This is a genomic window from Janthinobacterium sp. EB271-G4-7A, from assembly GCF_020858075.1.
Lineage (GTDB): Bacteria > Pseudomonadota > Gammaproteobacteria > Burkholderiales > Burkholderiaceae_D > Janthinobacterium > Janthinobacterium lividum.
Window position 1 is genome coordinate 610,500 of the sequence record NZ_JACYMI010000001.1, and the last position, 23,187, is coordinate 633,686.

Annotated in this window: 26 protein-coding genes; 16 read left to right on the plus strand and 10 right to left on the minus strand. The window is 63.3% G+C overall.

Features of this window, described 5'->3' with window-relative positions; genetic code table 11:
• Positions 1-54: 54 nt before the first annotated feature.
• From IGS58_RS02820 to miaB, 5 genes are all read right to left on the minus strand, one after another.
• Positions 55-933, minus strand: coding sequence for an HlyC/CorC family transporter (locus tag IGS58_RS02820; RefSeq protein ID WP_034746750.1), 879 nt, complete (start codon positions 931-933; stop codon positions 55-57).
• Between the two features lie 117 nt (positions 934-1,050).
• Positions 1,051-1,470 (minus strand): DUF4259 domain-containing protein, encoded by a 420-nt coding sequence (locus tag IGS58_RS02825; RefSeq protein ID WP_034780174.1) that lies wholly within the window; start codon positions 1,468-1,470, stop codon positions 1,051-1,053.
• A 4-nt stretch (positions 1,471-1,474) separates the two neighbouring features.
• Complete coding sequence (gene ybeY, locus IGS58_RS02830) at positions 1,475-1,939, minus strand: rRNA maturation RNase YbeY (protein ID WP_230520613.1); 465 nt, start codon at positions 1,937-1,939, stop codon at positions 1,475-1,477.
• Entirely contained in the window at positions 1,923-2,987 is a 1,065-nt protein-coding gene (locus tag IGS58_RS02835; RefSeq protein WP_070257432.1) for a PhoH family protein, read from the minus strand. Before IGS58_RS02835 ends, ybeY begins: the two co-directional genes overlap by 17 nt.
• Positions 2,984-4,351 carry a tRNA (N6-isopentenyl adenosine(37)-C2)-methylthiotransferase MiaB gene (gene miaB, locus IGS58_RS02840; RefSeq protein ID WP_230520614.1) on the minus strand — a complete coding sequence of 456 codons (1,368 nt, stop codon included), beginning with the start codon at positions 4,349-4,351 and terminating at the stop codon, positions 2,984-2,986. Before miaB ends, IGS58_RS02835 begins: the two co-directional genes overlap by 4 nt.
• A 650-nt stretch (positions 4,352-5,001) precedes the next feature.
• Between miaB and IGS58_RS02845 the strand changes: the two genes are divergently transcribed.
• Complete coding sequence (locus IGS58_RS02845; protein WP_034746769.1) at positions 5,002-5,328, plus strand: hypothetical protein; 327 nt, start codon at positions 5,002-5,004, stop codon at positions 5,326-5,328.
• 162 nt (positions 5,329-5,490) lie between these two features.
• Here IGS58_RS02845 and IGS58_RS02850 read toward each other — a convergent pair whose 3' ends face one another.
• Together IGS58_RS02850 and IGS58_RS02855 are read right to left on the minus strand one after the other, a co-directional pair.
• The gene (locus IGS58_RS02850) at positions 5,491-6,336 is read right to left on the minus strand and encodes an HDOD domain-containing protein (RefSeq protein ID WP_070257434.1); all 846 of its coding nucleotides are present in this window, start codon (positions 6,334-6,336) and stop codon (positions 5,491-5,493) included.
• Positions 6,333-6,671, minus strand: coding sequence for a hypothetical protein (locus tag IGS58_RS02855; protein ID WP_070257435.1), 339 nt, complete (start codon positions 6,669-6,671; stop codon positions 6,333-6,335). Before IGS58_RS02855 ends, IGS58_RS02850 begins: the two co-directional genes overlap by 4 nt.
• Before the next feature lie 205 nt (positions 6,672-6,876).
• On the opposite strand from IGS58_RS02855, the gene IGS58_RS02860 reads away from it, so the two are divergent.
• The 4 genes from IGS58_RS02860 to IGS58_RS02875 are packed head-to-tail and all read left to right on the plus strand — an operon-like array spanning position 6,877 to position 9,628.
• A complete protein-coding gene (locus IGS58_RS02860; protein WP_070257436.1) occupies positions 6,877-8,454 on the plus strand; it encodes a sensor histidine kinase in 1,578 nt (525 codons plus the stop codon).
• Between the two features lie 15 nt (positions 8,455-8,469).
• Complete coding sequence (locus tag IGS58_RS02865) at positions 8,470-9,051, plus strand: DUF1697 domain-containing protein (RefSeq protein ID WP_230520615.1); 582 nt, start codon at positions 8,470-8,472, stop codon at positions 9,049-9,051.
• A complete protein-coding gene (locus IGS58_RS02870; protein WP_070257437.1) occupies positions 9,051-9,452 on the plus strand; it encodes a DUF3224 domain-containing protein in 402 nt (133 codons plus the stop codon). Before IGS58_RS02865 ends, IGS58_RS02870 begins: the two co-directional genes overlap by 1 nt.
• Positions 9,449-9,628: a hypothetical protein gene (locus tag IGS58_RS02875; RefSeq protein WP_034746783.1), complete on the plus strand. Its 180-nt coding sequence runs from the start codon at positions 9,449-9,451 to the stop codon at positions 9,626-9,628. The genes IGS58_RS02870 and IGS58_RS02875 overlap by 4 nt, the downstream gene beginning before the upstream one ends.
• A gap of 70 nt (positions 9,629-9,698) precedes the next feature.
• On the opposite strand, the gene IGS58_RS02880 is transcribed toward IGS58_RS02875, so the two are convergent.
• Positions 9,699-10,103, minus strand: coding sequence for a PEP-CTERM sorting domain-containing protein (locus IGS58_RS02880; protein WP_139144178.1), 405 nt, complete (start codon positions 10,101-10,103; stop codon positions 9,699-9,701).
• 333 nt (positions 10,104-10,436) lie between these two features.
• On the opposite strand from IGS58_RS02880, the gene IGS58_RS02885 reads away from it, so the two are divergent.
• Genes IGS58_RS02885 through IGS58_RS02900 form a run of 4 tightly spaced genes read left to right on the plus strand, consistent with a single transcriptional unit; the run spans position 10,437 to position 12,570 of the window.
• Positions 10,437-10,790, plus strand: a complete 354-nt coding sequence (locus IGS58_RS02885) for an ArsR/SmtB family transcription factor (protein WP_070257439.1) — start codon at positions 10,437-10,439, stop codon at positions 10,788-10,790.
• Positions 10,791-10,798: 8 nt separating this feature from the next.
• Entirely contained in the window at positions 10,799-11,224 is a 426-nt protein-coding gene (locus tag IGS58_RS02890) for a YeeE/YedE family protein (RefSeq protein WP_230520616.1), read from the plus strand.
• An 8-nt stretch (positions 11,225-11,232) separates the two neighbouring features.
• Positions 11,233-11,664 (plus strand): YeeE/YedE family protein, encoded by a 432-nt coding sequence (locus tag IGS58_RS02895; RefSeq protein WP_230520617.1) that lies wholly within the window; start codon positions 11,233-11,235, stop codon positions 11,662-11,664.
• Positions 11,665-11,706: 42 nt separating this feature from the next.
• Entirely contained in the window at positions 11,707-12,570 is an 864-nt protein-coding gene (locus IGS58_RS02900; protein WP_230520618.1) for a ChaN family lipoprotein, read from the plus strand.
• 7 nt (positions 12,571-12,577) lie between these two features.
• Here the strand turns inward: IGS58_RS02900 and IGS58_RS02905 are convergent, their stop codons facing one another.
• Entirely contained in the window at positions 12,578-13,405 is an 828-nt protein-coding gene (locus IGS58_RS02905; protein WP_070257441.1) for an IclR family transcriptional regulator domain-containing protein, read from the minus strand.
• Between the two features lie 166 nt (positions 13,406-13,571).
• On the opposite strand from IGS58_RS02905, the gene IGS58_RS02910 reads away from it, so the two are divergent.
• The 7 genes from IGS58_RS02910 (at position 13,572) to IGS58_RS02940 (ending at position 20,569) form a co-directional block, all read left to right on the plus strand.
• The gene (locus IGS58_RS02910; RefSeq protein WP_070257442.1) at positions 13,572-14,270 is read left to right on the plus strand and encodes a 3-oxoacid CoA-transferase subunit A; all 699 of its coding nucleotides are present in this window, start codon (positions 13,572-13,574) and stop codon (positions 14,268-14,270) included.
• Between the two features lie 10 nt (positions 14,271-14,280).
• On the plus strand, positions 14,281-14,922 hold the full coding sequence (locus tag IGS58_RS02915) for a 3-oxoacid CoA-transferase subunit B (RefSeq protein WP_070257443.1): 642 nt from the start codon (positions 14,281-14,283) through the stop codon (positions 14,920-14,922).
• 55 nt (positions 14,923-14,977) lie between these two features.
• Positions 14,978-16,180 carry a 3-oxoadipyl-CoA thiolase gene (gene pcaF / locus IGS58_RS02920; RefSeq protein WP_070257444.1) on the plus strand — a complete coding sequence of 401 codons (1,203 nt, stop codon included), beginning with the start codon at positions 14,978-14,980 and terminating at the stop codon, positions 16,178-16,180.
• A 153-nt stretch (positions 16,181-16,333) separates the two neighbouring features.
• The gene (locus IGS58_RS02925) at positions 16,334-17,629 is read left to right on the plus strand and encodes an MFS family transporter (protein WP_034780684.1); all 1,296 of its coding nucleotides are present in this window, start codon (positions 16,334-16,336) and stop codon (positions 17,627-17,629) included.
• Between the two features lie 71 nt (positions 17,630-17,700).
• A complete protein-coding gene (locus IGS58_RS02930; RefSeq protein WP_070257445.1) occupies positions 17,701-18,396 on the plus strand; it encodes a fumarylacetoacetate hydrolase family protein in 696 nt (231 codons plus the stop codon).
• 21 nt (positions 18,397-18,417) lie between these two features.
• Positions 18,418-18,738, plus strand: coding sequence for a thioredoxin family protein (locus IGS58_RS02935; protein ID WP_442908368.1), 321 nt, complete (start codon positions 18,418-18,420; stop codon positions 18,736-18,738).
• Positions 18,739-19,282: 544 nt separating this feature from the next.
• Positions 19,283-20,569 carry an MFS transporter gene (locus IGS58_RS02940; protein ID WP_034780077.1) on the plus strand — a complete coding sequence of 429 codons (1,287 nt, stop codon included), beginning with the start codon at positions 19,283-19,285 and terminating at the stop codon, positions 20,567-20,569.
• Positions 20,570-20,702: 133 nt separating this feature from the next.
• Here the strand turns inward: IGS58_RS02940 and IGS58_RS02945 are convergent, their stop codons facing one another.
• Positions 20,703-23,183, minus strand: a complete 2,481-nt coding sequence (locus IGS58_RS02945; RefSeq protein ID WP_230520620.1) for a TonB-dependent siderophore receptor — start codon at positions 23,181-23,183, stop codon at positions 20,703-20,705.
• Positions 23,184-23,187: the final 4 nt, after the last annotated feature.

Consider the following 23,187-nt stretch of genomic DNA (forward strand, 5'->3'; position numbering starts at 1 on the left):
TTGGCGGGGGCGTTGGGGTCAGCGCGTCTGAAACGCATTTACAGCACGCGCATGTCAGAGTTCCAGTTCCGGCACGTTGGGCAGGCGCTCGACCAGCAGCACGTGCACCTGGCGCGCATCGGCGCGCAGCACCTCGAAACGCAAATTGCCCAGGTCGAAAATATCGCCCTTGTGCGCCATGCGGCCCAAGTACTTCGACACGAGGCCGCCGATGGTGTCGACGTCGTCGTCGACCAGGTGGCTGCCCACTTCTTCGTTGAACTGTTCGATCTCGGTCAGCGCCTTGACGCGCCAGCGGGGGCCGAACTGGCCTTCCTTGAGCGACAGGATGTTGTCCTCGGCTTCGTCGAAGTCGTATTCATCCTCGATATCGCCGACGATCTGTTCCAGCACGTCTTCGATGGTGATCAGGCCGGCGACGCCGCTGTATTCATCGACGACGATGGCCATGTGATTGTGGTTGGCGCGGAAATCGCGCAGCAGCACATTCAGGCGTTTCGATTCGGGGATGAAGATGGCAGGGCGCAGCATGTCGCGGACGTCGAAAGTTTCTTCTGCGTAATAACGCAGCAAGTCTTTCGCCAGCAGGATGCCGATGACCTTGTCGCGCTCGCCTTCGATCGCGGGGAAGCGCGAGTGGGCGGTGGACAGGACTTCCGGCATCCATTCCTCGATCGGCTTGCTGATGTCGATGACATCCATTTGCGAACGGGGAATCATGATGTCGCGCGCGCAGAGATCCGATACCTGAAACACGCCTTCGATCATCGACAGGGCGTCGGCGTCGATCAGCTTGCGTTCATGCGCATCGTGTAGAACTTCGAGCAATTCTGCACGGTTCTCTGGCTCGGGGGAAATGAGTGCGGTCAGGCGTTCAAACAGTGACCGGTGGGGCTTGACGTCAGTTCTGACGCCACTAGGGTGCTCGGGCATAGGAGGCGTGAGCCGTTGTTGCGAAGGGATATAGGATACACCAAAAGTGGGGGAATACCGGATTTCCCCGCTTTTGATGCAAATTTAATATGTTGAAGTGCGCCGTTGCGCGATGTTTCAGGCGTCCGCGCCCAGCACGCGCGCGCGCAGGGCCGCCACGTCGGCCTGCCAGTCGGCGAAATGCTCGCTGTCCTGCCACAGCTGGCGCAGTTCCGACGCTTCCCCGCCGATCTTGTCGAAGGCCAGGCGCGCTTTTTCCAGCAACGGCGGCGTGACCTTCTTCTTGCAGGCGGCCACCCATTCGTCCACTTCCGCGGTGGCCGGGTCGTCCTCGCCCGGCTTGCCCAGCAGGCGCGCGATCACTTCCAGCGCGGCCAGCGCTTCGGCGGCGAACGGCGCCTCCAGCTGCGCTTCCTGGCTGTCGATGACGTTGTCGAGCGTCGTCTCGACCAGTTCCAGGGTTTTATATTCGTGCAAGTCCTGCGCCCAATCCATGGCGTAGTCGTTGCCGAAGGCATCCAGTGCCCAGGTTCCCATGCTCTTACTCCTTGTACGGGTCGGTAATGCCGAGTTTCGCGAGGATGTCCGTTTCCAGGCCCTCCATCTCGGTGGCTTCTTCGTCATCCATGTGGTCGTAACCCTGCGCATGCAGCACGCCGTGCACGATCAAATGGGCCGTGTGCTCTTCCACGCTCTTCTTCTGCTCCGCCGCTTCCTTTTCCAGCACGTCCGTGCACAGGATGATGTCGGCGCGCGTCGGCTCGTCGTCATTCAACTCTTCGCCTTCGTTGTAGGCGAACGTCAGCACGTTGGTGGCGTAATCCTTTTCGCGGTAGTCGCGGTTCAAGGTACGGCCTTCTTCCGCGTCGACGAAGCGGATCGTGAATTCGGCGGGGGCGAACAGGGCCGCCTTGACCCAGCGGCGCACTTTCGGGCGCGTGATCAGGGTTTCCAGGCGGGTATCCGGGTATTGCACGGACAGGGACAGTTTATTTTTTTCGGACATTTTTGGCGGCAGCTGGTTTCAACAAGGGGAGTAACTGGGCGGCGTCGGCGTTGGCCGCCTGCGCCGTTTCATAGGCGTCGACAATGCGCGCGACGAGCGGGTGGCGCACCACGTCGGTGCTGTTAAATTGCGTGAAGCCGATGCCGCGCACGTCTTTCAGCACGTGCACGGCGTCGATCAGGCCGCTCGTCTGGCTCTTGTGCAGGTCGACTTGCGTGACGTCGCCCGTCACCACGGCCTTGCTGCCGAAGCCGATGCGCGTCAAAAACATCTTCATCTGTTCGACGGTGGTGTTTTGCGCCTCGTCGAGGATGACAAACGCGTGGTTCAGGGTGCGCCCGCGCATGTAGGCCAGCGGGGCGATCTCGATCACCTGTTTTTCAAACAGCTTTTGCGTGCGGTCAAAGCCCAGCAAATCATACAGCGCATCGTACAGGGGACGCAGATACGGATCGACCTTTTGTGCCAGGTCGCCAGGCAAAAAGCCCAGGCGCTCGCCCGCTTCGACGGCCGGGCGCGTCAAAATGATGCGCTTGACGGCGTCGCGTTCGAGCGCGTCGACGGCGCAGGCGACGGCCAGGTAGGTTTTACCCGTGCCGGCCGGGCCCACGCCGAAGCTGATGTCGTGTTCGAGGATGTCGCGCAGGTAGGCGATCTGGTGCGGCGTGCGCCCGCGCAGGTCGGAGCGCCGCGTTTTCAGCACGGGGCTGGCGATATCCGGCTCGACGAAGGTGCTGGCGGGTGCGTTGGCGTGGTGTTCCGAGGCGGCGGACAGTCCCGCGCGCTGTTCCACCAGGGCCAGCTGCACTTCTTCCAGCGGCACGACCTTGTTGGCGATGGCGTAGAACTGCTCGAGGATTTCCACGGCGCGTTCGGCATTGCTGCCGCCGACGATGAATTTCTCGCCGCGGCGGAAGATCGTCACGTCGAGGGCGGCGGAAATCTGGCGCAGGTTTTCATCGAGCGGTCCGCACAGGTGCGCCAGGCGCGTGTTGTCCAGCGGCTCGGGGATGAAGTAATGCGGCTGTATCGGGGCTTTGGTTTTCAACTGGCTCTTTTCAATGCGGGTGTGCTGGCGACGAGTTCGCCGCGCAGGGTGTAGGAATGGCTTTCGGTGATGCGCACGTCGACCAGCTGGCCGGTCAATTGCAAGCCGTCGGGACCGGCGTCGAAATTGACCACGCGGTTGTTTTCCGTGCGGCCTTGCAGTTCGCTATCGTCTGTATCCTTTTTGGAGCGGCCTTCGACGAGGATGGTTTGCACCGTGCCCACCATGGCCAGGCTGTATTTGCGCGTGTTGGCGTCGATGGCCGCCTGCAGCTGCTGCAGCCGGGCCAGCTTGACTTCGTGCGGCGTGTCGTCTTCCAGGCTGGCGGCCGGCGTGCCGGGGCGCTTGCTGAAGATGAAGCTGTAGCTGTTGTCGAAGCCGACATCGGCGATCAGCTTCATCATGGCGTCGAAGTCGGCCTGCGTTTCGCCAGGAAATCCCACGATGAAGTCGGACGAAATGGCCATGTTCGGGCGCACGGCGCGGATGCGGCGGATGATGGACTTGTATTCGAGGCCCGTGTAGCCGCGCTTCATGGCGCCGAGGACTTTGTCGGAACCGTGCTGCGCCGGCAGATACAAATGGTCGACCAGCTGCGGGATCTTCGCATAGGCGTCGATCAGGCGCTGCGTGAATTCTTTCGGGTGGCTGGTGACGAAGCGCATGCGTTCGATGCCGGGGATGTCGGCCACGTATTCGAGCAGCAGGGCGAAATCGGCAATGTCTCCGCCTTCCATCGCACCGCGGTAGGCGTTCACGTTCTGGCCCAGCAGGGTGATTTCCTTGACGCCCTGGGCGGCCAGGCCCGCCACTTCCGTCAGCACGTCCTCGAAGCGGCGCGACACTTCCTCGCCGCGCGTGTAGGGCACGACGCAATAGCTGCAATATTTGCTGCAGCCTTCCATGATGGAGACGAACGCCGAGGCGCCCTCGACCTTGGCCGGCGGCATGTGGTCGAATTTTTCGATTTCCGGGAAACTGATGTCCACTTGCGAGGCGCCGCTGGAGCGGCGCAACTCGATCATCTGCGGCAGGCGGTGCAGGGTTTGCGGGCCGAAGACCATGTCGACATACGGCGCGCGCTTGACGATGGCGTCGCCTTCCTGCGACGCCACGCAGCCGCCCACGCCGATCAAGAGGTGCGGCTTGGCCAGCTTCAGGTCGCGCAGACGGCCCAGGTCGGAAAACACTTTTTCCTGCGCCTTTTCGCGCACGGAGCAGGTATTGAGCAGGATCACATCGGCATCTTCCGGCGTGTCCGTGCGCACCAGGCCATCGGAGGCGCCCAGCACGTCGGCCATCTTGTCCGAGTCGTACTCGTTCATCTGGCAGCCGAAGGTTTTAATGAATACTTTTTTCTGCATGGAGTTGGGCGCTTATCGGTAAATGTGGCGGCAAACAAGATGGCTGGGCGGGATGCTGCAGCGCAGGGGGCCGCTCAGGGCGGGCGCGGTGGATGACCGGCCTGGCGCCTCTGGCTGCCCGGCGGCAGGCTCGCTGCAAGTTCAGGCGATAGTTTAGCGTAAAACGCCGGGGCGGGCCATGTTGTGCTTACCTTGCCGACAAGGTTGCCGCCTGCCTATGCCGCCATGTGGCGTGATGCTCGAAAGCATTTATTGCCGTGCGACACCATTGATTTGTAACAAGTTGCTGCAAAGCCTTGTGTGCGCCCGCAGGCATCCTAATGTGTTGAAATAGCATCGTTGCCAAGCCAACCAGCAGCTTGATTGATATTTAACAATCAGGAAGTTTGCGCGAGGCGCAGATGCTGCGTGTTTGGGCTAGTATATTGCCTTATATGCAATTCATTTTTGGCGAGTCATACGTGCTTTGAGTGTCTTTATTCACGCGGCAAGTTGCGTACGTTGGCTGGGCGTGGCAGTGCGAGTCCTGTACAGGCAGTGCGATAAGGAGGGAGGGCTGAATCCGATGGAAGACGTTTATTTGAACACTCTAAGCCAGCCTTAAGTTCGTATCGGCATTATTTTCTACATTCACCAGACGAGGAAAAATCATGGCACATCATGCATTAGCATCGCAAGAGAGTTACAACCCGAACCACCTGCTGGATATTCTGCTGAGCAAGATGCAGCTGAAAAACGATGCAGCCCTGTCGCGTCTGCTTGAAGTGGCGCCACCGGTCATCAGCAAGATCCGCCACCACCGATTGCCGGTCGGCGCCTCGCTGCTGATCCGCATGCACGAAGTGACGGGCATGAGCATTCGTGACCTGCGTGACTTGATGGGCGATCGCCGCACCAAGTATCGTCTGTCCGACGCCCAAGGCCGTCCAAAAGCGGAAGACCGCGGCGATGCGCAAGAATCGAATTACGCGCACTGATGTGGTGGTTGTACGCTGACTGTGCCGCTTGCGTAGCTGCTGGCGGCAACAGGCTGGCGTGGACCGGGCAGCATGGACGTACCGCAGTACCTATAACGGCTTTCGCCTCGCAGCGAGAGCCGTTTGCGTTTGCGGCTGTGCCTGCCGAGTTCGCTTAAGCAATCAGCTTAGCAAGGCCGAGGTGATTTCATCGTAGCGCAGCTCCGTTTCGCGGAACAGCTGCAGATACGTGTCTTCGCCCAGTCCCAGCGCATCCCAGGCCACCGGCGAGACGCGCGGCACCATGTCGTCGCCCGCCTGCGCCAGGTCGAGCGCGCAAACAAGCGCATTGGCCACGTGGATCAGCGATGCGAGGAAGCCTGCCCCCGGCGTTTCCGGCTGCAGGTAGTTGGCCAGCGCCAGGCGCATGGTATCGGAAAAATTCCAGTGTTCGGCCAGCGCCACGCCGGCCTGCACGTGGTCCACGCCCAGCACGGTTTGCTCCGCTTCGAGCAGGCTGCAATCGTGCGCCGCCTGGTGCGCGATGACTTGCGCGTAGTGCGCGGGAAAGCTGCTGACCAGCACCAGGCGGCCGATGTTGTGCAGCAAGCCGGCCGTGAAGGCGTAATCCTGGTTGAAGCGGATCTGCCGCGCCAGCACCTTGGCGCAGGCGGCTGTCGCCACCGAATGGCGCCAGAAGGCCTTGTCGTCGAAGCCGGGGCAGCGACCTTCCGGGAAGCAGCCCGTGATGGCGGCCGACGTGATCAGGCTGCGCGTGGTCTGGAAGCCCAGGTACGTGATCGCTTGCTGGATGGTGGTGGCCTTCACTTGCAAGCCGTATTGCGACGAGTTGGCCAGGCGCAGGGTTTTCGCTGTCAGTGCCTGGTCGTACGACACTTTTTTGGCCAGCACGGAAATATCGACGTCTTCCTGGTCGATGCTGTTGAGCAGTTCCATGACGACGGCGGGCAGCGAGGGTAAATCGTCGAGGTGGGCGACGATGTCGTCGAGGGTCAGCTGGGTGCTCATGCGGCCTCTCCCGTGCCCAGGCGGTACGCCGTGACATAGCTGCGCAGCAAGGTGGTGGCCGCGTCCAGGGGATCCTCCGGGTCATGCTTGCGGAACAGGTAGGCCAGCCGTTCGCTGTCGGCCGCCTGTTGTGCGGCGATTTCTTCGGGCGACGGTGGCGGCGCCTGGATCGGCAGCATGTCGATGTTGTGGCGCGGCATCAGGGCCAGCATGTTTTCAGTCAATACCGCGCCTTGCGGCAACAGCACTTGTCCATGCGCATCGAGCAAGACATCCGACAAGACCATGCCAGGACGAACTTGTTCCAGGGGTAGATGTTGATGCATGACCGCCATGACGACTCCTTAGATGATTGCGGGATATTACCATTGCCATGACGCAATGTCTCAACCTGTATCAAGGCCCGGTGGAAAACGGCATTGCTGTAAATCTTGCCAATAAGCATGTCATACCGTACATTTGATTCAGGCTGTTGTCCGCTGACATATCTGCGCCCGCGCCGCGGGCCGGCGGCCGGCCTGGCCCGGGGAGTGTTGATTGATGGTGAGTATCCAAGTCCGGCTGACCCTGCTTTTTGTCGTGATCGTCACTCTGGTGCTGGGCATTTCGGGTACCTATACCCAATATACCTTGAGCAAGGAACTCGAATCGGGCAGCGCGCGCCTGCGCAGCGGCGTGCTCACGCGCTTGCAGACGAGTTTGCCTTCCGCCCTGTGGGACCTCGATAAATCCAAGGTCGACAGCATCGTCGCGGCCGAAATGCTGCCGCCGGAATTGGTCGGCATCCGCGTCTACGACGCCTCCGTCGGCCTGTTCGCGGGCGAAGTGCGCGACGCGGCGGGCACCCTGGTGCCGCTGACGGCCGACGTGGCCATGGGTGGCACGCCCGTCGAGGCGCCGCTGGTGTTCCGCGACGCCGTGGCCGCGGCCACGGGTGGAAAGCCCGTGATCGTCGGCAAGGTCATCGTCAATTTCAGCCGCGCCCAGATCGATGCGGCCCTGCGCGGCGAAGTGCGGCGCAAGGTGCTGGAAGTGTTGCTGCTTGACATCATTCTGGTGGGCGCCCTCGCGCTGAGCCTGCGCATCGTCTTCGGGCCCCTGAAACAGTTGCGCGACGGCTTGTTCGACCTGGCCACGCGCGGCAGTGACGATGTCGAAGAGCTGCCGGAAAACCGGCGCGACGAGCTGGGCGACGTGATCCGCGGCTTCAATGCCGTGCAGCGCAAGCTCAAGTCCATCATCGAGGGCAGCCGCGAGGCGGAAGACATGGCGCGCCGCTCGCAGCAGGCAACGGCGCAGGCCATGGACGAGCTGCGCCGCGCGCAGGAATCGTTGCTGCAGTCGGAACGCCTGGCCTCGCTGGGCAGCCTGGTGGCCGGCGTGGCGCATGAAATCAACACCCCGGTCGGCATTGCGCTGACCAGCGCCTCGGTGCTGAAGGAAGCCACCGATGCCATCAGCACGGCGGTGGCCGGCGGCAGCGTGAAGAAGACCGATATCGTGCGCTACCTGGAAACGGCCGGCGAAAGCGCGCGGCTGATCATGAACAATGCCTATCGCGCCGCGCACCTGATCCACAGTTTCAAGCAGATCGCCGTCGACCAGGTCAGCGAGGCGCGCCGCTTGTTCGAATTGCGCGACTATATCGGTGAAGTGATTTCGAGCCTGCAGCCGACCCTGAAAAAGACGCGCATCCGCATCGATATCGATTGCCCGCCCGGTATCATGCTCGACAGCTATCCGGGCGCGCTGGCGCAGGTGCTGACCAACCTGGTCTTGAACTGTGTCGAGCACGCCTTTGATGCGGACACGGACGGCCATATCCATATCGGCGTGCTTGGCGATAACGACTGGATCGCCATGCAGGTGCGCGACGATGGTCGCGGCATCGCGCCCGACATGCTCGACCGCGTGTTCGACCCGTTTGTCACCACGCGGCGCGGACAGGGCGGCACGGGCCTGGGCTTGAATATCGTATTCAACTTGATTGCCAAGCAGTTTGGCGGCACCATCACGGTCAGCAGCACGCTGGGGCAGGGCGCGACGTTTCTGCTGCGCCTGCCCAAGGTGACGCCATTGCCGGAAGGCGCCGCCAGCGGTCCTGCCGGCCAGGCATAGGCAAGGAGACAATACATGGCACAGATGGAAAACAGTCAGCAGGTGGCGCTGTTGCGCGGGATCAATGTGGGCCGCGCCAAGCGCGTGGCCATGGCCGACTTGCGCAAGCTGCTGGGCGACCTGGGGTTTGCGCAGGTGCGTACCGTGCTCAACAGCGGCAACGTCGTGTATGACGGAGGCAAGGTTGCGCCGGCCGACGCCGCTGCCCGCATCGAGGAAGCGCTGGTGCTGAAACTGGGCGTGGCGGCCAGGGTGACGGTGCTGTCGGCCAGCCAGTTTGCCGAACTGATCGAACAAAACCCCCTGGCGCCGGCGGCCGATGCGGCCCGGCTGCTGGTGCTGGTGCTGAATAATCCGGCCGACGTCCAGCGTCTGGCTCCGCTCTTGCAGCAGCCGTGGCAGCCGGAAGCGCTGGCGCTGGGGCGATGGGCCGCGTATGCCTGGTGTCCCGATGGCGTGCTGGCCAGCAAGGTGGTGGCGGCCCTGGGCGTGCTGCTGGGCGATGGCGTCACCTCGCGCAACTGGGCCACGATGCAAAAATTACATGCGCTGCTGAACGGGCCGGATGCGGCAGTCACATCGACCAAGGAGTACTGATGCCTTTCATTACCGGAACCTTTGATGTCAGCATCACCCCGGAAACCTTGTCGGACACGGCCGCGCAATCGGGGCTGGGGCGCTTGTCGCTCGACAAGCGCTACCACGGCGCCCTCGACGCCAGCGCGCAGGGCGAGATGCTCAGCGCGCGCGCCAGCGTGGCCGGTTCGGCAGGCTATGTGGCGCTGGAGCGGGTGGAAGGCAGCCTGGACGGGCGCCATGGCAGTTTTTATTTGCAGCACAGCGGCACCATGACGCGCGGCGCGCCCGCCTTGTCGGTGACGGTGGTGCCCGATACGGGGACGCAGCAGTTGCAAGGGCTCACCGGCAGCCTGGCCATCCGCATTGAGGACGGCAAGCATTATTATGACTTTACGTATGACATTGTTGAGACGCAATGAACTGGGATATCGTCAAGGGGGTCTTGATCGTGCTCGTGGCCATCAGCGTGGTGGTGACGGCCTTCGTGCTCATTTCCGCCTCGGGCCCGGACAAGGCGGGCTGCATCGCGCGGGCCCTGAAGTCGGGCATTCCGGTGGGGAATATCGAACGGGTCTGCCGCCTGCTGGACAAATGATGACGCCATAAAAAAACATTCCGCACCAGGCGGAATGTTTTTCAGCAGCGCCTTGCCAGTGCTGGCGCCGTCAGTTATCGAATTTTTCCTGTTTTTCGCCGTGCAGGCTCAAGGCCACCAGGCCCAATCCCACCAGCAGCATCGAGTACATGCTTGCTTCAGGCACGGGAGCCGGCACGTGGGCTTGCTGTGCGGGCGCGGCCGTCATGGGCCTGGGCGGCGCCAGGGCCACATGGTGCGCGCCACTGGTGCTCCAGTGCGGTGCAGCAGCCGCGCTGCTGGCAAGCAGGCGTGCATACGGCAAGTCCGGCGTTTCCCAGCCGGGATTATTATTCAAGCTGATGCTTTCATCGATCGCCACGCGTTCGCCGGTTTCCTGCTGCTTGTCGGCCGTCGTGTCGCTGACTGCCGCCACGCTCCATGTGCTGGCCGACAGCGCCAGCAAGGCCACGCATAACGGCTGATAGATACTCATCGTGCTCTCCCTGTTGTTCACCGCGCGGCGCAGCCGAAACCGGCTTGCGCATGGACGGATAATTCGCCTGTACGGGGGCGTATCATGGTTTTTCTGCTGTTCTCCCATTACAGCACAGATCGTGACAATTTTGATACGTTTATTTCCTCTTTATTACGAATATTTGTCATTTTGATAGCGTAAACATGATCGTTGCCGCACACTTTGCATGAGCACGCTATCGCCAAAAAACACTGTTGTTTTTTTGTGCGAATCGCCAGCAGGAAAACAGTATATTGATTAGTATATTGTTTATCGCATGATGATCAATATGACCGCCTGTGGGAGGGCAAGATGGAGACAGTCGTAACACCGCAACACGCATACAACCTCGACGCCATGCGTGGCTCGGCCTACAAGGCCAGCTCGCTGCTCAAGGCCATGGGCAATGCCGACCGATTGATGCTGCTGTGCCAGCTATCGCAGGGCGAGCATTGCGTCAGCGACCTCGAACAAAAAGTGGGCATCGGCCAGCCGACCCTGTCGCAGCAGCTGGGCGTGCTGCGGGAAGAGATGCTGGTGGCCACGCGGCGCGATGGCAAGCAGATTTATTACCGCGTCGCCAGCCCGCCCGTGCTGGCCGTGCTGCAAGTGCTGTACGCGCAATTTTGCGCGCCGCGCCCCGCCTTCAACGACGAAGCGGACTGAACGCTGCCATGAGCATAGCCTGGCAGCACTTCACGCCGTGGGCCTCGCTGGCTGGCGGCATGCTGATCGGCCTGGCGGCTGCCCTGCTGATTCTGTTCAATGGGCGGATCGCCGGCATCAGCGGCATCCTCGGCGGCTTGCTGCGGCCGCGCAGTGGCGACCTGGGCTGGCGCATCGCCTTTCTTGCCGGCCTGATCGGCACGCCCCTGCTTTACCAATTGTGGCAAGCCTTGCCGCCCTTGCAGATCGACGCGGGCACGCCGGCCCTGATCGTCGCGGGCCTGCTGGTGGGCGTGGGCGTGCGTTATGGCGCCGGCTGCACCAGCGGCCACGGCGTGTGCGGCCTGTCGCGCCTGTCTCCCCGTTCGCTGGCTGCCACCATCGCCTTCATGGCGGCCGGATTCCTCACCGTCTATCTGTTGCGCCATCTGTGAGCAAGCTTATGAGCAAGCTGATCCTTTCCCTGTTGAGCGGCCTCCTCTTTGGCCTGGGCCTGATCGTCTCCGGCATGGGCAATCCGGCCAAGGTGCTCGCTTTCCTCGACCTGGCCGGTGCCTGGGATCCGTCGCTGGCGCTGGTGATGGGCGGCGCCATCGGCGTGGCCCTGCCAGCCTTCTGGCTGGCGCGCCGGCGCAGCACGGCGCTGCTGGGCGAGCCCATGCAGTTGCCGGCATCGCGGCGCATCGACCGGCGCTTGCTGCTGGGCAGCCTGGCCTTTGGCGTGGGCTGGGGCATCGCCGGTTTTTGTCCCGGTCCCGCCCTCGTATCCCTGCTGGCGGGCCAGCCGAAAGCGTGGCTGTTTGTGGGCGCCATGCTGGCCGGCATGGTCCTGTTTGAAGTGCAGGAGCGCCGCAAGCTGCCCGCGCCGGTCTGAGACGGTACAATCTGGCGCATCGCCACTTTGGATACTGCTTACATGAAGACCGTGATTTTCCGCGCCGGCGCGCGCGCCGCCCTGCTGTCCAGCATGCTGGCGCTGGCCGCCTGCGGCAGCTTGCTGAAGAAGGAAGCGCCGCCCGCTCCCGTGCCCGTGGCCGACACCTTGCCCAATCCGCAAGTCTTGCTGCTGGGCGAAGTCCATGACAATGCGCAAGGCCAGCGCCTGCGCGTCGAAGAATTGCGCCGCCGCCTGGCAGCCGGCTGGCGTCCCGTGATTGTGATGGAGCAGTTCGACCGCGAAAACCAGGATTTGCTGACGCGCGCCGCGCGCGATTGCGCCGATCCCGACTGCATCATCCGCGTGATGGAACAGCCGCGCTGGGACTGGAGCTTGTACCGGCCCGTGCTGGACCTCGTCATCAGCTACCAGCTGAGCCTGGTCGCCGGCAACCTGTCGCCGGCCGATGCGTCGCGTATCGTGCGCGACGGCATCCAGTGGTCCATGCCGCCCGCCATGGTGGCCACTTACCTGGCCGCACCCGTGCCGGCCGATATCCTGGACGGGCAACAGAAGGAAGTCCAGGCGGCCCGCTGCAATATGCTGCCCGACATGATGATCAACGGTGTCGTCAACGCCCAGGTGGCGCGCGATATCTGGATGGCCAAACTGATCCGCGATCAGGCGCCGCGCGACGTGGTGCTGATCGCCGGCAATGCCCATGTGCGCAAGGATATCGGCGTGCCCCGCTGGCTGAAGCTGGCCGACCCGCAGCTGAACGTGCGCAGCATCGGCTACCTGGAGCAGGGCGGCAGCGGCTACAAGGGCACGTTTGACCTGACGCAAACGATGCCGGCGCAGCCGCGCGCGGACCCGTGCTTGAAGTTTAAAAATAAGGTTTAAGAAATAATCACTGCTGCACCCGCACCAGGGCGCTGACCCGGCTGGCCGTCTCGAGCAGTTTCGGCAAGCTGTGTTCCAGCAGGTGCGCCACGGACGGCCCCGCCGTCTGGCCGCTGACGTTGATCGCCGCCACCACCTTGCCAGCCCGGTCGAACACGGGCGCGGCCAGGGCGATCAAGCCCTGTTCCAGCTCTTCCTGCACCAGGCACCAGCCCTGGCGCCGCACTTGCGCAATCTCTTCCATCAAGACGTCGATATCGACCTTGGTCGCCGGCGTGATTTTCAGCAGTGCCATCTTCGACAGCCGTGCGTGCAGCACGTCGGGCGCCAGGCCCGACAGCAAAACCCGTCCCATCGAGGTGCAGTAGGCGGGCAGGCGGCTGCCGATGCCCAGGTTGATCGACATGGTGCGGTGCGCGGACAGGCGCACCACATACACGATGTCATCGCCGTCGAGCACGGTGGCCGAGCACGACTGGCGCAAGGTCTGCATCAATTCTTCCAGCAGCGGCTGCGCCTGCGTCCACACGGGCAAGGACGACAGATAGGCGTAACCGAGGTCCAGCACCTTGGGCGTCAAACGGAACAGCCGTCCATCCGCTTCCACATAACCGAGATGCAGCAAGGTATGCAGGATGCGCCGCGCGCCCGCGCGCGTCAGCTGCGCCCGCTCCGCCACTTCGCTCAGGGTCTGTTGCGGCGCGTCCGCGCCAAAGCTGCGCAACACGGCCAGCCCCCGCGCGAACGATTGCACATAGCTGTCGCCGGGACGCGGTGCGCCGTCGGCGTCAAGGGTGTCTGCGGCGGAAAGGGGCGTGCTGCGGAGGTCGGTCATGGCAATTCCAATTGATCAAGGTGGCAATTATAGCCATGGCGCTGGCGAAAACGGCAAATTGACAAGCGCCCCGATCAGGCATATTCTCACGAATAAGTTCTAAATACGAATATTTGTTCGTTATGCGAACAAATAACAGATGGCTTTGATTTGGAGGAGGCAGGCAATGATCGACAAACTGCGTTCCAGCGTGCTTGATGCGCTGGCCGATATCCACGATGGCGCCACCGTCATGATTGGCGGCTTTGGCGGCGCCGGCCAGCCGGCCGAGCTGATCGACGGCTTGATCGCCCAAGGCGCGCGCGACCTCGTCATCGTCAACAATAATGCGGGCAATGGCGATACGGGCCTGGCTGCCCTGCTGAAAAACGGGCAAGTGCGCAAGATCATCTGCTCCTTCCCGCGCCAGGCCGATTCCCACGTCTTCGATGCCCTGTACCGCGCGGGCAAGCTGGAGCTGGAGCTGGTACCGCAGGGCAACCTGGCCGAGCGTATCCGCGCCGCCGGCGCCGGCATCGGCGGCTTTTTCACGCCCACGGGCTATGGCACGGACTTGGCCAAAGGCAAGGAAACGCGCGAGATCGATGGCCGCATGTATGTGCTCGAGTCACCGATCCACGCCGATTTCGCGCTGATCAAGGCGGAGCAGGGCGACCGCTGGGGCAACCTGACCTACCGCAAGACGGCGCGCAACTTCGGCCCGATCATGGCCATGGCCGCGAAAGTCAGCATTGCTTCCGTACATGAAGTTGCCGAGTTGGGCAGCATCGATCCCGAGCACGTCATCACGCCGGGCCTGTTCGTGCAGCGCATCGTGCAAGTGCCGCGCACGGCCACCGGCCCCGCCGGCTTCAAAGCCGCCTGAGGAGTATCAAGTGAATAAATGGAATCGAGATCAAATGGCGGCCCGCGTGGCGGCCGACATCCATGAAGGCAGTGTCGTCAACCTGGGCATTGGCTTGCCGACCCTGGTGGCGAACCACTTGCCGGCTGGCGCAGACATCATCCTGCACAGCGAAAACGGCGTCATCGGCATGGGCCCCGCGCCCGCGCCCGGCGAGGAAGACTACGACCTGATCAACGCGGGCAAGCAGCCCGTCACCCTGCTGGCGGGCGGCAGCTATTTTCACCATGCCGACAGCTTTGCCATGATGCGCGGCGGCCACCTGGACATCTGCGTGCTGGGCGCTTTCCAGGTGTCCGCCACGGGCGACCTGGCCAACTGGCACACGGGCGCGCCGGACGCCATTCCCGCCGTGGGCGGGGCCATGGACCTGGCCATCGGCGCGAAAAAGACCTGGGTCATGATGGAATTGCTGACCAAGACGGGTGAAAGCAAGCTGGTGCAGGCCTGTACCTATCCGCTGACGGGCATCGCCTGCGTCAGCCGCATCTACAGCGACCTGGCCGTGCTCGACCTGTCGCCCGCCGGCGCCACGGTCGTCGAACTGGTGGACGGCTTGAGTTTCGAGCAGTTGCAAGCGTTGACGGTCGTGCCGCTGACGGACGGACGTTAATTCACCATCAATACGTCACCATCAATACGCAAACTACTTTCTTGGAGGAAAGAACATGACCCACGCATATATCTGCGACGCCCAGCGCACGCCGTTTGGCCGCTATGGCGGCGGACTCGCCGGCGTGCGCGCCGACGACCTGGGCGCCGTGCCCATCCGTGCCTTGATGGCACGCAATCCGCACGTGGACTGGACGGCTGTCACCGACGTGCTGTACGGCTGCGCCAACCAGGCGGGCGAGGATAACCGCAACGTGGCGCGCATGGCGGCCCTGCTGGCCGGCTTGCCCGACAGCGTGCCGGGCGCCACCCTGAACCGCCTGTGCGGCTCGGGCCTGGACGCCATCGGCAGTGCCGCCCGCTTCATCAAGAGCGGCGAGGCGGGCTTGCTGATCGCCGGCGGCGTGGAAAGCATGAGCCGCGCGCCGTTTGTCATGGGCAAGGCGGACAGCGCCTTTGCACGCGGCATGAAAATGGAAGACACGACCATCGGCTGGCGCTTCATCAATCCCTTGATGAAGGCGCAGTACGGCGTCGATTCGATGCCGGAAACGGCGGAAAACGTGGCCGTCGACTTCGGCATCAGCCGCGCGGACCAGGATGCGTTTGCCCTGGCCAGCCAGGTAAAAGCCCTGGCGGCGCAGCAGGCGGGCGTGTTCGACAGTGAAATCTGCCCCGTCAGCATCGCGCAAAAGAAAGGCGATCCTGTCGTCGTCGTTCGCGACGAGCATCCGCGCGCCACCACGCTCGACACCCTGGCCAAATTGAAACCCGTCGTGCGCGCGGACGGCACGATCACGGCCGGCAACGCGTCCGGCGTCAACGATGGCGCGGCGGCCCTGCTGCTGGCCGATGAAGCGAACGCGGTCCGCTTTGGCCTGACGCCGCGCGCCCGCGTCGTGGCCATGGCGACGGCCGGCGTGGCGCCGCGCATCATGGGCATCGGCCCCGCGCCCGCCACCCTGAAAGTGCTGGCCATGACGGGCTTGACCCTGGCCGACTTCGACGTCATCGAACTGAACGAAGCGTTCGCCGCCCAGGGCCTGGCCGTGCTGCGCCAGCTGGGCTTGCCTGACGACGACCCGCGCGTGAACCCGAATGGCGGCGCCATCGCCCTGGGCCATCCGCTGGGCGCATCGGGCGCGCGCCTGGCGATGACGGCCGTCAACCAGCTGCACCGCACGGGCGGCCGCTACGCGCTTTGTACCATGTGCATCGGCGTGGGCCAGGGCATCGCGCTGGTGCTGGAACGGGTCTGATTCCACGCGCCCGCAGGTGAAAAAAAGTTGCCGGCGATACGTATTAACGCGTATGCCGGGCGGCTTTTTGACCCCGATCAAGGGCGTATGATGCAAAACCAGCCCGGGCAACCCGGCTGGCGTTGGCTTTTTCACACGAACAAGAAGACTGATATGACATCCCACGATACTCCGCATGACGTTGCGCAGCTGACATCCCAGCAGCGCATCAAGGCCATCATTGGCGCTTCCTCCGGTAACCTGGTCGAATGGTTCGACTTCTACATTTACTCGTTCTGCGCGCTGTACTTCTCGCACGCCTTCTTCCCGTCCGGTAACCCGACGACGCAGCTGCTGCAGACGGCCGGCATCTTTGCCGCCGGCTTCCTCATGCGTCCGGTGGGCGGCTGGCTGTTCGGCCGCATCGCCGACAAATACGGCCGCCGCCAGTCGATGATGATTTCCGTGCTGATGATGTGCGGCGGCTCGCTGATGATCGCCGTGCTGCCCACGTATGAAACCATCGGCGCCTTCGCCCCGTTCCTGCTGCTGGTGGCGCGCCTGTTCCAGGGCTTGTCCGTGGGCGGCGAATACGGTACCAGCGCCACCTACATGAGCGAAGTGTCGGAATCGGGCAAGCGCGGCTTCTTTGCCTCGTTCCAGTACGTGACCCTGATCGGCGGCCAGCTGCTGGCCTTGCTGGTACTGGTGGTCTTGCAGCAATTGCTGACCCTGGAAGAATTGCGTGCCTGGGGCTGGCGCATTCCGTTCGTGTTTGGCGCCCTGGCGGCCCTGGTGTCGCTGAACCTGCGTAAATCCCTGACGGAAACAACCACCGCCAGCGAGCGCAAGGACAAGGACGCGGGCAGCCTGCGCGGCTTGCTCAAGCACAAGCGCGCCTTCATCACGGTACTCGGCTTTACGGCCGGCGGCTCGCTCGTGTTCTACACGTTTACCACCTACATGCAGAAATACCTGGTCAACACGGCCGGCATGGACACCAAGACGGCCAGCGCCGTCATGACGTGCGCCTTGCTGGTCTACATGGTGCTGCAGCCGGTATTCGGCGCCTTGTCCGACCGCATCGGCCGCCGCACCTCGATGCTGTTCTTCGGCGGCCTGGCCACCCTGTGCGTGCTGCCGATCATGCATGCCTTGAAGGACATCACCAGCCCGTACGCGGCGTTTGGCCTGATCATCATCGCCCTGGCCATCATCAGTTTCTATACGTCGATCAGCGGCTTGATCAAGGCGGAAATGTTCCCCGTCGAAGTGCGCGCGCTGGGCGTGGGCCTGTCGTACGCGGTCGCCAACGCCATGTTCGGCGGTTCGGCCGAATACGTGGCGCTGCAGTTCAAGGCTTGGCACGTGGAAGAGTATTTCTATTGGTACGTGACTGTCATGTGCCTGATTTCCTTCATCGTCGCCATCCGCATGCCGGACCCGAGCCGCTCGGGACTGTTGAAGTAAGCTTGCCGTAAAATGGGGGACACTGCGGTGTCCCTTTTTCATCACCGTTATCGTGCCGATCAGGAGTTTTCATGCCGTATGTCATTCCCGCACCGATCCAGCCCAGCGTTCCCGTCACGGGCAGCGCCGACAGCTTTCCCGTCCACCGCATCTATTGCGTGGGCCGCAACTATGTCGACCACGCCAAGGAAATGGGCCACACGGGCCGCGAGGCGCCGTTTTTCTTCATGAAACCAAACGACGCCGTGCTGCCCGTGCCTGCCGGCACGACGGGCGAGCTGCCGTATCCGGCGCAGACGCAGGATTTCCAGCATGAGATGGAACTGGTGGTGGCCATCGGCAAGGGCGGCAGCGACATCGGCGTGGCCGATGCGCTGAGCCACGTGTGGGGCTATGCGATCGGCCTGGACATGACGCGCCGCGACGTGCAGGGCGCAGCGAAAAAACTGGGCCGTCCATGGGACACGGGCAAGGCCTTCGAGCATTCGGCGCCCATCGGCCCCATCACCCCGGCCGCGCAGGCGGGCGACGTCAAGCATGCCGCCATCACCCTGCACGTGAACGGCGAGCTGCGCCAGGGCAGCACGATCGACATGCTGATCTGGAACGTGGCTGAAACCATTGCCGACCTGTCGACCTACTTTACCTTGCAGCCGGGCGACCTGATCTACACGGGCACGCCGGCCGGCGTGGCGGCCGTGCAGCGCGGCGACGAGCTGGTGGGCGCCATCGATGGCCTGGAGACCTTGCGCGTGAAAGTGGTCTAAGTTTTCAAGGAGAGCGGCATGATGCACGATACGTATTCTGCAGCGCAACCCAAGCGCGCCGAGATCGACGCGTTGACGGGGCCGGCCCTGCTGGAATTTGGCACGGGCTGGTGCGGCCACTGCCGCGCCACCCAGGCGCCGCTGGCCGCCGCGTTTGCGCAGCACTCCGCGGTGCCGCATCTGCGTGTGGAAGACGGCCCCGGCCGCGCGTTGGGGCGTTCGTTCCGGGTAAAACTGTGGCCGACCTTGATTTTCCTCAAGGATGGCCGGGAAGTGGCGCGCCTCGTGCGCCCGCTCGACAGCCGCGAAATTGAGCAGACTTTTGCATTGATTGATGCGTAGGTCGGCTTAGCGCAGCGTAAGCCAACATCACCGCACATGCTCCATCACAACTTCTTGCCGCACTGCACCACTGCGCGTATCATAAGCCGCTTACAGCAAGATCAACCGCATCCTTAGTGATGCAGGCGCGATCATCGCCGGCCCGCTCCACCCGGAGGGGCCGCAGGCAAGGATTCACCACAAATGACCGATGCCGCGATGCCGACGCGCGGGTCTGGTACGGAATGCCTGGCGATACGCCGGGCCTGATACACGTCGCCCATCCCCTGACGCCTTTCCTGCCGTGCCCCGGGTAACCGGATGGCGCACGACCGTTGTTTCTCTAAATCAGCACTGATCACGGCGCGTTAGCGCGCGTTGCCGGCAGTTCGCTACGGCAACTAAAACCGTTGTTTTTTGTTTGCAAATTTAATAGCAAATGCGCGGCAAATGCCTGCGCGCAAGGCTATGATATGCGAACGACACGGAGACAACGTGCTGTGCTGCTGCCTGAAAAAACATCCAGAGAATGGCCTTTAGACACCCTCCCCAAGGAGCGCAGTAAATGAGCACCCCCCCCAAGAAAAATTCCCCCGGCACGGTGCTGTTCGCCAGTTTGATCGGCACCACCATCGAGTTCTTTGACTTTTATATCTACGCCACCGCCGCCGTGCTGGTGTTCCCGAAACTGTTCTTCCCCGCCGGCGACCCGTCGGCCGCCGTGCTGCAGTCGCTGGCCACGTTCGCCATCGCCTTCTTCGCGCGCCCCATCGGTTCGGCCGTGTTCGGCCACTTCGGCGACCGCATCGGCCGCAAGGCTACTCTTGTGGCAGCCTTGCTGACCATGGGTATTTCCACCGTCATCATCGGCTTGCTGCCGACCTATGCCGCCATCGGCACCCTGGCGCCGCTGCTGCTGGCGCTGTGCCGTTTCGGCCAGGGCCTGGGCCTGGGTGGCGAATGGGGCGGCGCGGTGCTGCTGGCCACGGAAAACGCGCCACCGGGCAAGCGCGCCTGGTACGGCATGTTCCCGCAGCTGGGTGCGCCGATCGGCTTCTTCCTGTCTGGCGGCATCTTCCTGCTGCTGAGCGAAACCATGACCGACGAACAGTTCTTCAGCTACGGCTGGCGCATCCCGTTCCTGGCCAGCGCGCTGCTGGTCATCGTCGGCCTGTATGTGCGTCTGAAGATCACGGAAACGCCGGACTTCCAGAAAGTCATCGACAAGAAAGAGGTCGTCAAACTGCCGGTCGCCACCGTGTTCCGCCAGCATGGCCGCATGTTGTTCCTGGGCACCATCATCGCCCTGGCCACTTTCGTGTTGTTCTACCTGATGACGGTGTTCGCGCTGAGCTGGGGTACGACCAAGCTGGGCTTCACGCGCAAGGAATTCCTCATCGTGCAGCTGTTTGCCGTGCTGTTCTTTGCCCTGACGATACCCTTCTCGGCCGTGCTGGCCGACCGCCGCGGCCGCCGTGCGACCATGATCTGGGTCTCCGTCGCCATCGCCATCTTCGGCCTGGTGCTCGCGCCCATGTTCGGTTCCGGCGTGACCTGGGAAGTAACCGTCTTCATGGCCGTCGGCCTGGGCCTGATGGGCATGACCTACGGACCGCTGGGCACGATGCTGTCCGAGCTGTTCCCGCCTGAAGTGCGCTACACGGGCGCCTCGCTGACGTTCAACCTGGCCGGCATCCTGGGTGCCTCGCTGGCGCCGTACATCGCCACCTGGCTGGCCACCAACTACGGCTTGCAATACGTGGGCTACTACCTGTCGCTGGCGGCCGTGCTGACACTGGGCGCGCTGCTGATGGTGGGCAAGCCACGCGCGGGCAAGGAAGCCTGGGAATAAACACCCGCGCCAGCTGAATCCCCTTATGTAACGAACCCCGGAAGTTGGCATCCAACTTCCGGGGTTTTTTTATGGCGCCTCCGCCGCGCCATCATTCTGGCCGGTCATCCCGGCTCTCAGCCTCCCGATCCGTTTACCACTTCGGCGTGTACTTCAGGGTGAACTGCACGTTGCGCGGGTCGCCATAGTAGTTGTTCGAACCGGTGGTGTTGTAGGACGGGATGATGTAGCGCTTGTCGAACACGTTGTTGACGTTGAGCGACAGGGCCACTTGCGGCGTGGCTTGCCAGCCCAGGCGCGCGTTCCAGATCGAGAAACCGGCAACCTTGAAGCTGCGTTCGGTATCAACCGTATGGCTTTGCAGGTTGGCGCCGGCGCCCACGCTGAATTTGTCCCAATCGCCAGGCAGGGTGTAGTTCGACCAAAGGCGCAGCATGTGCTTGGGCGTCCACGTGGAGAAGACCTGGCCCTTGTTGTCCGGATCGTCGAGGTAGGTCGTCGTCGTATAGGCGTAGCCGGCCGACAGCTGCAGGCCGCGCGCCACTTCGCCCGACATTTCCGCTTCCAGGCCCTGGCTGCGCACCTTGCCCGAGGCGCGCGAGCAGTACCAGCCGTCGCAGGCGAAACCGGCGGCGTAATCGGTGACGGCGCGGTCCTTGTGGTCATAGCGGAACACGGCCAGCGAGGTGTTGAGCTTGCCGTCCAGCAGTTCACCCTTGATGCCGCCCTCGTAGCTGCTGCCCGTGATCGGCTTGAGGGTCCGGCCTGCCACATCGTGGTTCGTCTGCGGCTGGAACACGTCCGCATAGCTGGCGTAGGCCGACCATTGCGGCGTCAGTGCATAGATCAGGCCCACCGATGGCGTGAACTTTGCCGTGGCGCTGGTGGCGTCGCGATAGCCGTCCGGCGTGGCATACAGGAAGTCGTACCAGTTGAAGCGCCCGCCCAGCAGGACCTTCAGATTGCTCGTCAGCTGGCCGTTCCAGGTGGCGTACAGGCCTTTCTGGCGCATGTCGTAGGTGCTGTAGCTGGTCACGCCCGCTGGGCGCGCGGCGATGGTGTCGAAGTCCTGCCACGGGCGATGGTGGTTGATATTGAAGATATCCGCACCTGTTTCCCACGCGCGCGCATAGCGGTCGGTCGACGTGAAGCTGGCATAGCTGGCGCCGACGACGACTTCCTGCGCGATGCCCAGGCCATTGAATTTGCCGCGCACGAAAGCGTCGATGCCGCGCTTGCGGTTGTCGAAATCGGTGGAAAAGTCGCCATAGCGCGCGCCGCTGCCATCGGGATTGATTTCAAAGGCCGTGCGCTGGTGCGTGGAGCTGGTGCTTTCATTCGTGCCCAGCGCCGAGGCTTTCAGGCTCCATTGCGTATTGAAATGGTGTTCCAGATCCAGGTAGACGGTGCTCTGCTCGACCTGGCTGCGGTTCCAGTCGGCGCCCGTGAAGGTAGAGCGCGGCAGTGGCAGTGCGCTGCCGTCCTTGTAGCGGGGCAGGCCGATGAAAGTGGGACGGCCGTGGGCCTTGACATGGCTGGCGGCAAGGCCCACGGTGGTGGCGGGCGCCAGGTCGTAGTCGAGCGCCGCGTACAGGGTGCGGTTCTTGCTCCACACCTGGTCGATGAAGGAGTGGCTATCGTCTTCATCGACGATGGCGCGTCCGCGCAGGGTGCCTTCCGCATTCAGGGGGGTGCTGATGTCGACCTGGGCGCCATAATGGTCCCAGGAACCGGCGCGGCCCGTCAGCGTGATCGCGCGCGCGGCCAGTGGACGCTTGCGCACCAGATTGACTGAACCACCGGGGCTGCCCGTGCCGACCAGCATGCCCGAGGCGCCGCGCAGCACTTCCAGGCGGTCGTAGATGACCATGTTTTCCTGGCCCCAGTTGCCCAGCGCATAGGTGTTGCGGTCGATCGGCACGCCGTCGTACTGCCATTGGTCGATCTGGAAGCCGCGCGCCGTGATCACGACGCCCGGCCCCACGCCATGCACGCCCACCACGCCCGTGACGTTATTGACGGCTTCGCGCAAGTCCGTGATGCCCTGGTCGTCCAGGCGCTGGCGTGTCAGCACGCTCACCGATTGGGGGATGTCCTTCATCGACTGTTCGCCCTTGCCGATGGTGATCTTGCGCGCCGTGTAGGAGCCGCTGCCTTCCGTGGTGGCGCCTTGCTCGGCCTGGCCGACGATGGTAATCGAGGGCATGGTGCGCTCGGCAGCCGAGGCGGAGGTAGCGGCCGCTGTGGGCGAGGTTGCCGGCGCGGCCACCAGCACATAGCCGGTCGGGGTCTTGCCGATGGCGTAACCGCTGCCGCGCAGCAGCACGGCGAAACCGTCATCGATGGCATAGCTGCCCTGCAGTCCGGCGCTTTGCAAGCCTTGCACCTTGGCGGCGTCGATGACGATGGAGACGCCCGCCTGCTGCGCATAGCGGTTCAGGGCGCCTGCCAGCGGGCCGGCGGGGATGGCGTAGCTGGCGACAGCCGGCACGGCCTGGGCGACGGCCTGGGCGTGCAGGCCGGTGCCAGCGAGCAGCATGGCGGCCAGGGCCAGCGGGCGCAGACGCGTGCGCAGGGTATTCGGGGAGGAAACGGCAACGACTTGAGCGTACATGTGA

Excerpts from the sequence above, each read along its gene's own strand:
- IGS58_RS02820 (WP_034746750.1), bottom strand. The coding sequence starts at position 933 with ATGCCCGAGCACCCTAGTGGCGTCAGAACTGACGTCAAGCCCCACCGG.
- IGS58_RS02825 (WP_034780174.1), bottom strand. The coding sequence starts at position 1,470 with ATGGGAACCTGGGCACTGGATGCCTTCGGCAACGACTACGCCATGGAT.
- ybeY (WP_230520613.1), bottom strand. The coding sequence starts at position 1,939 with ATGTCCGAAAAAAATAAACTGTCCCTGTCCGTGCAATACCCGGATACC.
- miaB (WP_230520614.1), bottom strand. The coding sequence starts at position 4,351 with ATGCAGAAAAAAGTATTCATTAAAACCTTCGGCTGCCAGATGAACGAG.
- IGS58_RS02845 (WP_034746769.1), top strand. The coding sequence starts at position 5,002 with ATGGCACATCATGCATTAGCATCGCAAGAGAGTTACAACCCGAACCAC.
- IGS58_RS02850 (WP_070257434.1), bottom strand. The coding sequence starts at position 6,336 with ATGAGCACCCAGCTGACCCTCGACGACATCGTCGCCCACCTCGACGAT.
- IGS58_RS02855 (WP_070257435.1), bottom strand. The coding sequence starts at position 6,671 with ATGGCGGTCATGCATCAACATCTACCCCTGGAACAAGTTCGTCCTGGC.
- IGS58_RS02860 (WP_070257436.1), top strand. The coding sequence starts at position 6,877 with ATGGTGAGTATCCAAGTCCGGCTGACCCTGCTTTTTGTCGTGATCGTC.
- IGS58_RS02865 (WP_230520615.1), top strand. The coding sequence starts at position 8,470 with ATGGCACAGATGGAAAACAGTCAGCAGGTGGCGCTGTTGCGCGGGATC.
- IGS58_RS02870 (WP_070257437.1), top strand. The coding sequence starts at position 9,051 with ATGCCTTTCATTACCGGAACCTTTGATGTCAGCATCACCCCGGAAACC.
- IGS58_RS02875 (WP_034746783.1), top strand. The coding sequence starts at position 9,449 with ATGAACTGGGATATCGTCAAGGGGGTCTTGATCGTGCTCGTGGCCATC.
- IGS58_RS02880 (WP_139144178.1), bottom strand. The coding sequence starts at position 10,103 with ATGAGTATCTATCAGCCGTTATGCGTGGCCTTGCTGGCGCTGTCGGCC.
- IGS58_RS02885 (WP_070257439.1), top strand. The coding sequence starts at position 10,437 with ATGGAGACAGTCGTAACACCGCAACACGCATACAACCTCGACGCCATG.
- IGS58_RS02890 (WP_230520616.1), top strand. The coding sequence starts at position 10,799 with ATGAGCATAGCCTGGCAGCACTTCACGCCGTGGGCCTCGCTGGCTGGC.
- IGS58_RS02895 (WP_230520617.1), top strand. The coding sequence starts at position 11,233 with ATGAGCAAGCTGATCCTTTCCCTGTTGAGCGGCCTCCTCTTTGGCCTG.
- IGS58_RS02900 (WP_230520618.1), top strand. The coding sequence starts at position 11,707 with ATGAAGACCGTGATTTTCCGCGCCGGCGCGCGCGCCGCCCTGCTGTCC.
- IGS58_RS02905 (WP_070257441.1), bottom strand. The coding sequence starts at position 13,405 with ATGACCGACCTCCGCAGCACGCCCCTTTCCGCCGCAGACACCCTTGAC.
- IGS58_RS02910 (WP_070257442.1), top strand. The coding sequence starts at position 13,572 with ATGATCGACAAACTGCGTTCCAGCGTGCTTGATGCGCTGGCCGATATC.
- pcaF (WP_070257444.1), top strand. The coding sequence starts at position 14,978 with ATGACCCACGCATATATCTGCGACGCCCAGCGCACGCCGTTTGGCCGC.
- IGS58_RS02925 (WP_034780684.1), top strand. The coding sequence starts at position 16,334 with ATGACATCCCACGATACTCCGCATGACGTTGCGCAGCTGACATCCCAG.
- IGS58_RS02930 (WP_070257445.1), top strand. The coding sequence starts at position 17,701 with ATGCCGTATGTCATTCCCGCACCGATCCAGCCCAGCGTTCCCGTCACG.
- IGS58_RS02935 (WP_442908368.1), top strand. The coding sequence starts at position 18,418 with ATGCACGATACGTATTCTGCAGCGCAACCCAAGCGCGCCGAGATCGAC.
- IGS58_RS02940 (WP_034780077.1), top strand. The coding sequence starts at position 19,283 with ATGAGCACCCCCCCCAAGAAAAATTCCCCCGGCACGGTGCTGTTCGCC.
- IGS58_RS02945 (WP_230520620.1), bottom strand. The coding sequence starts at position 23,183 with ATGTACGCTCAAGTCGTTGCCGTTTCCTCCCCGAATACCCTGCGCACG.